The organism is Pseudomonas sp. SDO55104_S430 (assembly GCF_054070595.1).
This window is the reverse complement of sequence record NZ_JBSVXG010000197.1, coordinates 1-10,980: the sequence shown is the minus strand read 5'-3', so window position 1 is coordinate 10,980 and position 10,980 is coordinate 1. Positions and strand designations below refer to the sequence as shown.

At 59.1% G+C, this 10,980-nt stretch carries 12 protein-coding genes; 9 read left to right on the top strand and 3 right to left on the bottom strand.

Features of this window, described 5'->3' with window-relative positions:
• Positions 1-94: 94 nt before the first annotated feature.
• A complete protein-coding gene (locus ACW9JE_RS24395) occupies positions 95-736 on the bottom strand; it encodes a hypothetical protein (RefSeq protein ID WP_175375768.1) in 642 nt (213 codons plus the stop codon).
• Positions 737-1,106: 370 nt separating this feature from the next.
• On the opposite strand from ACW9JE_RS24395, the gene coxB reads away from it, so the two are divergent.
• The 4 genes from coxB (at position 1,107) to ACW9JE_RS24375 (ending at position 5,497) form a co-directional block, all read left to right on the top strand.
• On the top strand, positions 1,107-2,234 hold the full coding sequence (gene coxB / locus ACW9JE_RS24390; RefSeq protein WP_457434185.1) for a cytochrome c oxidase subunit II: 1,128 nt from the start codon (positions 1,107-1,109) through the stop codon (positions 2,232-2,234).
• An 82-nt stretch (positions 2,235-2,316) separates the two neighbouring features.
• A complete protein-coding gene (gene ctaD / locus ACW9JE_RS24385; protein ID WP_457434184.1) occupies positions 2,317-3,903 on the top strand; it encodes a cytochrome c oxidase subunit I in 1,587 nt (528 codons plus the stop codon).
• A gap of 129 nt (positions 3,904-4,032) precedes the next feature.
• Complete coding sequence (locus ACW9JE_RS24380) at positions 4,033-4,584, top strand: cytochrome c oxidase assembly protein (protein ID WP_224540309.1); 552 nt, start codon at positions 4,033-4,035, stop codon at positions 4,582-4,584.
• 25 nt (positions 4,585-4,609) lie between these two features.
• The gene (locus tag ACW9JE_RS24375) at positions 4,610-5,497 is read left to right on the top strand and encodes a cytochrome c oxidase subunit 3 (protein ID WP_224540311.1); all 888 of its coding nucleotides are present in this window, start codon (positions 4,610-4,612) and stop codon (positions 5,495-5,497) included.
• A 2-nt stretch (positions 5,498-5,499) separates the two neighbouring features.
• Here ACW9JE_RS24375 and ACW9JE_RS24370 read toward each other — a convergent pair whose 3' ends face one another.
• Positions 5,500-5,703, bottom strand: coding sequence for a twin transmembrane helix small protein (locus ACW9JE_RS24370; RefSeq protein WP_224540313.1), 204 nt, complete (start codon positions 5,701-5,703; stop codon positions 5,500-5,502).
• A gap of 70 nt (positions 5,704-5,773) precedes the next feature.
• Here ACW9JE_RS24370 and ACW9JE_RS24365 point away from each other — a divergent pair, with 70 nt between their 5' ends.
• The 5 genes from ACW9JE_RS24365 to ACW9JE_RS24345 are packed head-to-tail and all read left to right on the top strand — an operon-like array spanning position 5,774 to position 9,676.
• Positions 5,774-6,514, top strand: coding sequence for an SURF1 family protein (locus ACW9JE_RS24365; RefSeq protein ID WP_457434183.1), 741 nt, complete (start codon positions 5,774-5,776; stop codon positions 6,512-6,514).
• Positions 6,480-7,073 carry a hypothetical protein gene (locus ACW9JE_RS24360; RefSeq protein WP_457434182.1) on the top strand — a complete coding sequence of 198 codons (594 nt, stop codon included), beginning with the start codon at positions 6,480-6,482 and terminating at the stop codon, positions 7,071-7,073. Before ACW9JE_RS24365 ends, ACW9JE_RS24360 begins: the two co-directional genes overlap by 35 nt.
• 10 nt (positions 7,074-7,083) lie before the next feature.
• The gene (locus ACW9JE_RS24355; RefSeq protein WP_224540319.1) at positions 7,084-8,157 is read left to right on the top strand and encodes a COX15/CtaA family protein; all 1,074 of its coding nucleotides are present in this window, start codon (positions 7,084-7,086) and stop codon (positions 8,155-8,157) included.
• Complete coding sequence (gene cyoE / locus ACW9JE_RS24350; RefSeq protein WP_457434181.1) at positions 8,145-9,044, top strand: heme o synthase; 900 nt, start codon at positions 8,145-8,147, stop codon at positions 9,042-9,044. Before ACW9JE_RS24355 ends, cyoE begins: the two co-directional genes overlap by 13 nt.
• Complete coding sequence (locus tag ACW9JE_RS24345) at positions 9,041-9,676, top strand: SCO family protein (RefSeq protein WP_224540323.1); 636 nt, start codon at positions 9,041-9,043, stop codon at positions 9,674-9,676. The genes cyoE and ACW9JE_RS24345 overlap by 4 nt, the downstream gene beginning before the upstream one ends.
• A 115-nt stretch (positions 9,677-9,791) precedes the next feature.
• Here the strand turns inward: ACW9JE_RS24345 and ACW9JE_RS24340 are convergent, their stop codons facing one another.
• On the bottom strand, positions 9,792-10,826 hold the full coding sequence (locus ACW9JE_RS24340) for an RHS repeat-associated core domain-containing protein (RefSeq protein ID WP_224540325.1): 1,035 nt from the start codon (positions 10,824-10,826) through the stop codon (positions 9,792-9,794).
• Positions 10,827-10,980 lie beyond the last annotated feature (154 nt).

Here is a 10,980-nt window from a genome sequence, read left to right as displayed (position 1 = left end):
CGAAGCTTTTGGCGTTCTTGAGGACGTCTTCGCGGGCAAGCCTCGCTCCTACAGGGAACAGGGGCAGGCACGCCCCACAGGTGATGAGGTGGAATCAGGCCTCGAGTTCCAGGCCCACACCCAGGCGGCGGGACATGCACGGCCAGCGTTTCCACGCCGCGCCAGTGTCCGGGCTGCTGAGTTTGTCGCGGTAGGCTTCCACCGACTCCAGCGCAAAGCTGTCGTCGTTGAGCATCTCGTCCACAGCGTGATGCACCGCCTCGTCCAGTTGGTTGGCAAATTCCTCACCGATCAATTGGTGAGCAATCAGATTGGCGACCGTCATGTCCAGAGGGATCAGTGGCTGGCCGAAATGCTTGATGTACAGGTCGTTGACCTCTTCGACGAATCGGTGCGCGAGATAAGCTTCATCCAGCAGGCTGTCGAGGCCCACATGGCCCGCCATGATGGCGGGCGGCTGGAGGAAATACTGCTCGGCGATTTTCAGCACCGGTTTGATCTGCGACTCGATTCCCGCTTCCCTTGCGACTTCATTGGCTGCTTCCAGCAGATCAGGCACTTCGTCGATGTAGGCGGCGACAAAACGCGTCAGCACGCCATTGGCATCGGTTTCCGGCAATTGGATCGCCGGGTGGAGATGAGGCAGTTTGCTTTCCAGTTGACGGGTCAGCAGGCCGGTTTCGGCTTCGTGTTGTTGGGCTTTTCGGATCTGCTCGCGCAATGCGGCGGTGTTCATGAAAACTCCAGGGAACAAGGCAATGAAATAGGGAAGACATAACTTAGCTGGCTTACGAAAAATGCTAAGACGCATTTGTCATAATTGTTTCATCCTTGAGACGCCCCCGTTATATCCGAGTGCCACCACTCATCTGCATCCTTCTCCATTCTTGACCTGCAAAGCAAGTTAATGCTGTTTCACTCGATTTACGCCTTCACGTTGCGAGGTGAGAGTCGCTGTCTATACTCGCTCATGAATGGAGTTAGCTGATGAAGCCCGACTGCACACGCAGCAAGGCCCGGCAATTCAAGTTCGTAGTCTGATGCAGCCGCTCCCTTGCCGCAGGTGAAAGCCGGCGGGATAAAAAGAACGATAAGGGGAACCCGCAATGATGCGACATCCACATGTCTGGATGGGCCTCCTGTTGTGGTCGATTTTCAGCCCGGCGCAAGCGGCCTGGACTGTGAATATGGCGCCTGGAGCGACTGAAATCAGTCACGCTGTGTTTGACCTGCACATGACCATTTTCTGGATCTGTGTAGTGATCGGCATCATCGTCTTCGGTGCCATGTTCTGGTCGATGATGGTGCATCGCCGCTCGACCGGGCAGGTCGCCGCAAAATTCCACGAAAGCACTACCGTCGAAATCCTCTGGACCATCGTGCCGTTCCTGATTCTGGTGGCCATGGCGATTCCGGCGACAGCCACCCTGATCAAGATGTACGACGCCAGTGAGCCGGATATCGATATCCAGGTCACGGGCTATCAGTGGAAGTGGCACTACAAATACCTGGGCCAGGACGTCGAGTTCTTCAGCAACCTGGCCACTCCCGCCGACCAGATCCACAACAAGGAGACCAAGGGCGAGCACTACTTGCTCGAGGTCGACAAGCCGCTGGTGCTGCCTGTTGGCGCCAAGGTGCGCTTCCTTGTGACCTCCGCCGACGTGATCCACTCCTGGTGGGTGCCGGCCTTCGCGGTCAAGCGCGATGCGATCCCGGGGTTCGTCAACGAGGCTTGGACCCGCGTCGAAAAACCCGGTCTGTACCGCGGCCAGTGCGCCGAGCTGTGCGGCAAGGACCACGGGTTCATGCCGATTGTGGTCGAGGTCAAAGAAAAGGCCGACTACGAGAAATGGCTGGCCGAGCGCAAGGCTGAAGCGGCGCAACTCAAAGAGCTGACCAGCAAGGAATGGACACTCGAAGAGCTCGTGGAGCGCGGCGACAAGGTCTATCACACCACCTGCGTGGCCTGTCACCAGGCTGAAGGCCAGGGTCTGCCGCCGATGTTCCCGGCACTCAAGGGCTCGAAAATCGCCACCGGACCGAAAGACGCGCACCTGAGCATTGTCTTCCACGGCAAGCCCGGCACCGCCATGGCGGCGTTCGGCAAGCAGCTCTCGGAAGTCGATATCGCGGCCGTCGTGACCTACGAACGTAACGCCTGGGGCAACAACAAGGGCGACATGGTCACGCCGAAAGAAGTGCTGGAGCTCAAACAGGCGGAAAGCAAATGACCCGGCCTATCGCGCATACAAGCAACCGGCCGGGGCATGACGTCTCGGCCCGCCCAGCCCATCTGTTGACAGGAGACAAGCCATGAGCGCCGTCATCGATGACCATGGTCATGCCGACCACGCCCACGGCCCCGCCAAAGGCCTGATGCGCTGGGTGCTGACCACCAACCACAAGGACATCGGCACGCTGTACCTGTGGTTCGCGTTTTCCATGTTCCTGCTGGGCGGCTCGTTCGCGATGGTGATTCGCGCCGAGCTGTTCCAGCCCGGGCTGCAAATCGTCCAGCCGGAGTTCTTCAACCAGATGACCACCATGCACGGTCTGGTGATGGTCTTCGGTGCGGTGATGCCAGCCTTCGTCGGCCTGGCCAACTGGATGGTGCCGCTGATGATCGGCGCGCCGGACATGGCCCTGCCGCGGATGAACAACTTCAGCTTCTGGCTGCTGCCGGCGGCGTTTCTGCTGCTGGTGTCGACCCTGTTCATGCCCGGAGGCGGGCCGAATTTCGGCTGGACCTTCTACGCACCGCTGTCGACGACCTATGCGCCGGAAAGCGTGACGTTCTTCATCTTCGCCATCCACTTGATGGGGATCAGTTCGATCATGGGCGCGATCAACGTGATCGCCACCATCCTCAACCTGCGCGCCCCCGGCATGACGTTGATGAAAATGCCGCTGTTCGTCTGGACCTGGCTGATCACCGCGTTCCTGCTGATCGCGGTGATGCCGGTACTGGCCGGATGCGTGACGATGATGCTGATGGACATCCACTTCGGCACCAGCTTCTTCAGTGCCGCCGGCGGCGGTGACCCGGTGCTGTTCCAGCACGTGTTCTGGTTCTTCGGTCACCCCGAGGTGTACATCATGATCCTGCCGGCGTTCGGTGCCGTCAGTTCGATCATCCCGACGTTCTCGCGCAAGCCGCTGTTCGGCTATACCTCGATGGTCTACGCCACGGCGAGCATCGCGTTCCTGTCGTTCATCGTCTGGGCGCACCACATGTTCGTGGTGGGCATTCCGCTGGTGGGCGAGCTGTTCTTCATGTACGCCACCTTGCTGATCGCGGTGCCGACCGGGGTGAAGGTGTTCAACTGGGCCAGCACCATGTGGCAGGGCTCGCTGACCTTCGAGACGCCGATGCTGTTCGCGGTGGCGTTCGTGATCCTGTTCTCCATCGGCGGTTTCTCCGGATTGATGCTGGCCATCGCTCCGGCGGACTTCCAGTACCAGGACACCTACTTCGTGGTCGCGCACTTCCACTATGTGCTGGTGCCGGGGGCGATCTTCGGGATCTTCGCCTCGGCGTACTACTGGCTGCCGAAGTGGACCGGCCACATGTACGACGAAACCCTCGGCAAGCTGCATTTCTGGCTGTCGTTCATCGGCATGAACATGGCCTTCTTCCCGATGCACTTCGTGGGCCTGGCGGGAATGCCGCGGCGGATTCCGGACTACAACCTGCAATTCGCGGACTTCAACATGGTGTCGTCGATCGGCGCGTTCATGTTCGGTACCACGCAGATCTTCTTCCTGTTCATTGTGATCAAGACCATCCGCGGCGGCCCGCCTGCACCGGCCAAACCATGGGATGGGGCCGAGGGCCTCGAGTGGAGCATTCCGTCGCCGGCGCCGTATCACACCTTCACCACGCCGCCGGAAGTGAAATGAACATTGCCTGCCTTGCACTAACCTCTGTGGGAGCTGGCTTGCCTGCGATAGAGCCGACGCGGTGTGTCAGATACGCCGCCATCGCGGGCAAGCCCGCTCCCACAGGGATCTCGGTCGAGGACTGAAATCATGGCTGACTCGATCTCAATGAAAAAACTGGTCACCCGCCTGATGCTGGTGGTGGTGGCGATGTTTGTTTTCGGGTTTGCCCTGGTGCCGATCTACGACGTGATGTGCAAGGTCTTCGGCATCAATGGCAAGACCGCCGGGCAATACGAGGGCGAGCAGGTCGTTGATGCCTCGCGGCAGGTGCGGGTGCAGTTTCTGTCGACCAATTCCGCCGACATGTCCTGGGACTTCTATCCCAAGCAGGATGAGCTGACGACCAATCCCGGGGCCGTGAACGAGATGATCTTCATTGCGCACAACCCCACCGACCGCCCGATGAGCGCCCAGGCCGTACCGAGCATCGCGCCCAGTGCGGCGGCGGCGTATTTCCACAAGACCGAATGCTTCTGCTTTACCCAGCAAGTGCTGCAGCCCGGTGAACGAATCGAAATGCCGGTGCGTTTCATTGTTGACCGCGACATGCCCAAGGATGTGAAGCACCTGACGCTGTCCTACACGCTGTTCGATATCACCGCCCGACATCCACCGGTAGCTGTAAACACTGGCGGTTGAGCGTGCCCGATAAGGAGAACAATAAATGGCAACTCATGAGCACTATTACGTTCCGGCCCAGAGCAAATGGCCGATCGTCGCCACGGTCGGCATGTTCGTCACCGTGTACGGCCTGGCCACCTGGTTCAACGACCTCAAAGCCGCGCGCCCGGAATCCCACGGCCCGCTGATCTTTTTCGTCGGCGGCCTGCTGCTGGCCTACATGCTGTTCGGCTGGTTCGGCACGGTGATCAAGGAAGGTCGCGCGGGGCTGTACAGTGCGCAGATGGATCGCTCGTTCCGCTGGGGCATGAGCTGGTTCATTTTCTCCGAGGTGATGTTTTTCATCGCCTTCTTCGGTGCGTTGTTCTACGTGCGTCATGTTTCGGGCCCAGCGCTCGGCGGTGAAGGCACCAAAGGCCTTGCCCATATGCTCTGGCCAGGATTCGAGTTCACTTGGCCGCTGTTGAACAACCCGGATTCCAAGCTATTTCCGCCGCCCAAGGACGTCATCAGTCCCTGGGGTCTGCCGCTGCTCAACACCGTGTTGCTGGTCAGTTCCAGCGTCACCGTGACCATCGCTCACCACGCCCTGAAAAAGGGCCATCGCGGTGCGCTGAAACTCTGGTTGGCGATTACCGTGTTGCTGGGCTGCGCGTTCCTCGGTTTCCAGGCTGAAGAATACATCCACGCCTACAAGGAACTGGGCCTGACCCTGGGCTCGGGCATCTACGGCGCCACGTTCTTCATGCTCACCGGCTTCCACGGCGCCCACGTGACCATCGGCACCATCATCCTGTTCGTGATGCTGATGCGGATCATGCGCGGGCATTTCGACAACGATCACCAGTTCGGCTTCGAAGCGGCGAGCTGGTATTGGCACTTCGTGGACGTGGTGTGGATCGGGCTGTTCATCTTCGTCTATGTGCTTTAAGGCTACCAAGGCGCATGTGAGACCAACTGGCCGCTGAAGAAACCCCAGGCAATCAAGCCCACGGTAATCGCGGCCAGTGCGACACGGACACTCAAGGCAATGACGACGCGGTTCGAACGGCTGTCGTCCTTGACCAGAAAAAACAGGCCGCTGAACAGGCTGACAACCGTGGCAATCAGCATCAGGACGATAGCTGCTTTGAGCATGGTGTAACTCCGGGGGACATGCGATGCATTTGAGTATAGCTATCGCGCTGACCGACTTTCTGGCCACGCCATGAAGCGCTTTCGGCCGGGCGTCGTCCCGACACTGGTGGTCGCCCTGTTGCTGCCGCTGCTGGTGTCGCTCGGGTTCTGGCAGTTGAGCCGGGGCGCGGAGAAAAGTGCGCTGCTGCAAAGCTATGCCGAGCGCCGGGCCGCCGAGCCTGTGGCCAGCACCGAACTGCAACACAGCGCCGATCCGGCCTTTCGCCGGGTACGTCTGCACGGTCAATTCGATGCCGCCCACAGCGTTCTGCTGGATAACCGCCAGCGTAACGGCAAGGTCGGCGTCGAGCTGCTGCAACCCTTTCAGGATCAGGCCACCGGGCTGTGGCTGCTGGTCAATCGCGGGTGGCTGCCCTGGCCGGATCGCCGCACACCACCGCAATTCACTACCCCCACGGACGTCCTGAGTCTCGACGCCTGGGTCTACGTCTCCCCCGGCGCAGCCTTCCAGCTTCACGCCGACCCGAACACCAGCACCTGGCCGAAACTGCTGACGGCCATTGACCCGAACGCCCTCTGGACGATCCTGGACCGCGACGGCTTCGCCTACGAATTACGCGCAGAAACCGGCCCCGCGACTTATCAGGCCGACTGGCCGGTGGTTGCCATGGGCCCGGAAAAACACATCGCTTATGCCGTGCAGTGGTTCGCCATGTCGATCGCCCTGCTCGGCCTTTATCTGTACCTCGGCTGGCACAACGCAAAGGAGAAAAACCATGGGAGCGGCCATGAATCCACCCAGCATGTCTGAGGCCAAAACGCCGGCGACGCGGCGCAAGGGACGCATTCAACTGCTGCTGATCGTGCTCGGGGTGATCGGCCCGATGATCCTTGCCACCGGCATGTACAAATTGCAGTTCTGGGTGCCGGATGGGCGCAGCTATCACGGCGAGATGATCGGCAATGGCCAGTCCCGCGCCGACCTCGGCGTGCAGGCCGATGAACAGCGCTGGCAGCTGTTGGTGACCGCGCCGCAGACATGCGCCGTGGATTGTCAGCAACTGGTGTACCTGGCCCGGCAGATTCAGATCGGCCTGGGCAAGGACGCTTCGCGCGCCAGCCACGGACTCGCAACAGCCCAACCGCTGAATGGCGATTACGACGCCAAATTGACCCGCGAGTATCCGCAATTGCAGCGCTATCCGCTGGACCTGGGCGCGTTCCGCAAAACCTCGGCGGACCAGGCGGTACCGCAACTGTGGATCATCGATCCCCACGGCAACCTGGTGCTGCGCTACGGCCCGTCGGTCAAAGGCAAGGACCTGCTCAACGACCTGCGCCACCTGCTGAAACTGTCGAACATCGGATAAGGGCATCGTCATGGCCAAACCTGGATTTCGCCTCGCGCTGTTTGCCACTTTGCTGGCGCTGATTGTGGTGCTGCTCGGCGCCTACACCCGCCTGACCCACGCCGGCCTCGGCTGCCCGGACTGGCCCGGCTGCTACGGCTTCATCAGCGTGCCGAAAAGCGAAGCCCAGTTGGCCCATGCCGAACTGCATTTCCCGGACGCTCCGGTGGAAGCCCACAAAGGCTGGAACGAGATGATCCACCGCTACTTCGCCGGCACCCTGGGCCTGCTGATTTCTGTGCTGGCCGGTCGCGCCTGGGTCCATCGGCGGCATCCGGGGCAACCGGTGAAGCTGCCGCTGTTTCTGTTGGCGGTAGTGTTTGCCCAGGCCGCTTTCGGCATGTGGACGGTGACGCTCAAGCTCTGGCCGCAGGTGGTGACCGGGCATTTGCTCGGGGGTTTCGCCACCTTGAGTCTGTTGTTCCTGCTGACGTTGCGCCTTTCCGGCGTACTGCCGGCGCTGACGGTGCCGCGCCGCCTGCAGTACTGGGCCACCGCCGGACTTCTGCTGGTGATCGGGCAGATCGCCCTCGGCGGCTGGGTCAGCTCCAACTATGCCGCCGTGGCCTGCATCGATTTTCCCACCTGCCACGGGCAGTGGCTGCCGCCCGCCGACTTCGCCAACGGCTTTCACCTGACCCAGCACATCGGCCCGAATTACCTTGGCGGTCAACTGGACAGCGATGCCCGCACGGCGATTCACCTGACTCATCGCATTGGCGCTCTGGTGGTGACGTTGGTTCTGCTGGGGCTGGCCTGGCAATTGAAAGTCGTGGGGATGACAAGGCTTGCGAGCCTGGTGCTGGTGGCCCTCGCTGCGCAGATCACCCTGGGCATCAGCAACGTGCTGTTCCATCTGCCGCTGCCGGTGGCCGTGGCGCACAACGCCGGCGGCGCGGCGCTGCTGCTGACGATGGTGCTGGTCAACTATCACGCCCGGACCAGCCTGGTGCGGGTCACGCAGCCGACGCGCTGGCGCTTCAGCCCGCGTAAACATTCAGCCGCGCCCATAACAATAAAAGGAGAGATGCCATGGCGATTCTGATCGGCGAGCGTCCCAGTCAGGCGATCTGGCGTGATTACCTGGAGCTGACCAAGCCCAAGGTGGTGGTGCTGATGCTCATCACTTCGCTGGTGGGGATGTTCCTGGCGACCCGCGCCGGGGTGCCGTGGACCGTGCTGGTGTTCGGCAACCTGGGCATCGCCTTGTGTGCCGGCGGCGCGGCGGCGGTGAACCATGTGGTGGATCGACGCATCGATGCGGTGATGGCCCGCACCCACAAGCGGCCATTGGCCGAAGGACGGGTTTCACCGGCAGCGGCGCTGACCTTCGCGTTGGTGCTGGCGGTGCTCGGCCAGGCCTTGTTGCTGGCATTCACCAATCCGCTGACAGCATGGCTGACCCTGGCGTCCCTGCTCGGCTACGCGGTGATCTACACCGGCTTTCTGAAACGCGCGACGCCGCAGAACATCGTGATCGGAGGCCTCGCCGGTGCCGCCCCGCCACTGCTGGGCTGGACCGCTGCCACCGGTCATGTCAGCGCCGAACCGCTGTTGCTGGTGCTGATCATCTTCGCCTGGACCCCGCCGCACTTCTGGGCGCTGGCGATCCATCGCAAGGAGGAATACGCCAAGGCCGATATCCCGATGCTGCCCGTCACCCACGGTGAGCACTACACCAAAGTACATATCCTGCTTTATACCGGCGCGTTGCTGGCCGTGAGCCTGATGCCCTACGCCATCCACATGAGCGGCCTGCTCTACCTGATTTGCGCCGCGGGCCTTGGCGCAAGATTTCTGCAATGGGCCGTGGTGCTGTACCGTGGCACTCGGCCGCACGCGGCGATCCACACCTTCAAGTACTCTATTTACTACTTGTTCCTGCTGTTTATCGCCCTGCTCGTAGACCATTACCTGATGCTGAACCTATGACCCGAACCCAGAAAACCGTCTTCATCCTTGTCGCCCTGATTGCGCTGGTCCTGGGCCTGACCATCAACAAAGTGCTGTCCGGCAAAGGCCAGGGCGACCCGACGGCGCTGATCGATGCCGGCATCATCCTGCTGCCGCAAAGCCGCAACCTGCCGGACGTGACCATGACCGATCAGGAAGGCAAGCCAGTCGCGATCAACGAGCTCAAGGGCAAGTGGAGCCTGCTGTTCTTCGGCTACACCTTCTGCCCGGACATCTGCCCGACCACCCTCGCCCAACTGCGCCAGATCAAGAGCGAGCTGCCGCCCGAGGCTGTGGATAAATTGCAGATCGTGCTGGTCAGCGTCGACCCGAACCGCGACACGCCCAAGCAGCTCAAGCAGTACCTGGGTTACTTCGACCCACAGTTCATCGGCCTGACCCCGACCTCCACCGATGAGCTGCAGAAAGTCGCCAACGCGGTGAGCATTCCGTTCATTCCGGCGGACACCAGCAAGCCGAATTACACGGTGGATCACAGCGGCAACCTGGCCGTGATCGGGCCGGACGGGACGCAGCGCGGGTTCATTCGGGCGCCTTTGAATAATCAGAAGCTGGTGGCGCAGTTGCCGGTGATGCTCCGGCGCCAGTGACATCGGCGTGAGGCACTTGGCCGAAGATATCCGTGTCGGCCTTTATCGAATGTGAGAGCTGAACCCAATCCGTTCGCTCCCTCAGCACTCCGCGTTGCTAACGATCGGCAGGTTCTCAAGCTTTATTGTCGAATCGAATCAATTTAACAGCGTTTGAAATGTTATTTTTTTCCAAGTATTTTTTTACATTAGAGAGGGACTCAAACGTTGGATTATAGTGACCTGAATGGTTATTAATAACCACCTCTCCAAAGCGCTCTACTCGAATGTAGCCAGCACTAATAACCTGTTTACTTTTTTGGTTTGCAACCAAACTCCCATGATGTGGCAAATAAAACGCACCTTCTATGTTATTTTTCTGCCGATAGGCATAATCCCACAACTTCCCCGTTATTAATTTTCCACTTTTCGTCAAAACAAATTTTGCTTCACCCCCAGGACCAATATATTCAAAATCTTTTCTATTTCTAATAATTCGAATAGTAGGTTCTACTTCCTTATGCTTGGTACTCATGAACTCCTCATGAAGCATTGCTCGAAACTCTGGGTCATACCTTAAGTCGAACAGCTCTGGCTTCTTCCTCAACCCAAGTAACGAAAGTACTGACTTGAGCAAAGAATATTGACCAGTTTCATCCGATCGATTAATGGGGTCGCCCAAACAATATACATAAGAATTTAATCCGCCTCTCTCGAATGGACTCAAACGATCGGGACTGATAAATCGCATCAAAAGCGGGCTAAATACGCGACAACCATTGCCTAGCGAATAATTTCCAGTCACTGAATCAGATCGATCGCCATTGAACTTCAATAACGATGTATAGCTTCCACCTCTCAAATCATAACCATAGGCTGAATACATGAGTGGAACGTGGCTGTCGTTGTTGATAACTTGCAATACAGAACGGCCTTCATCTGTTGCCAAAAATGAGATTTCATCCGAGTCATCCTTTCGGTTCAACTGCGCTAATAGGTACACACTCTGCTGAAAAACCGTACGTTTCACCCCTCCTTGGATTTCCGTTGTCAGTCGATCTTTACAGTAAAAACGTCGGAGTTTCCCACCGTTAACCGTAGTCGTTTCGATAAGCCGATCGAGCGGATCATAGAAGTAATGACAGAGTTCGATTCCATGGGACGCTGGCATGAGTTCATCTCCTATAGATGCTTCTCTTACAGCAGGCAGAATCAAGTTTTTAAGGAAACCTGTCTACTATCAGATCTGATAGGGGTAGAGCATCCGCAGTTATCTGTAGGAGCGAAGCTTGCTCGCGAAGGCGGTGTGTCAGCCAAATGGATGC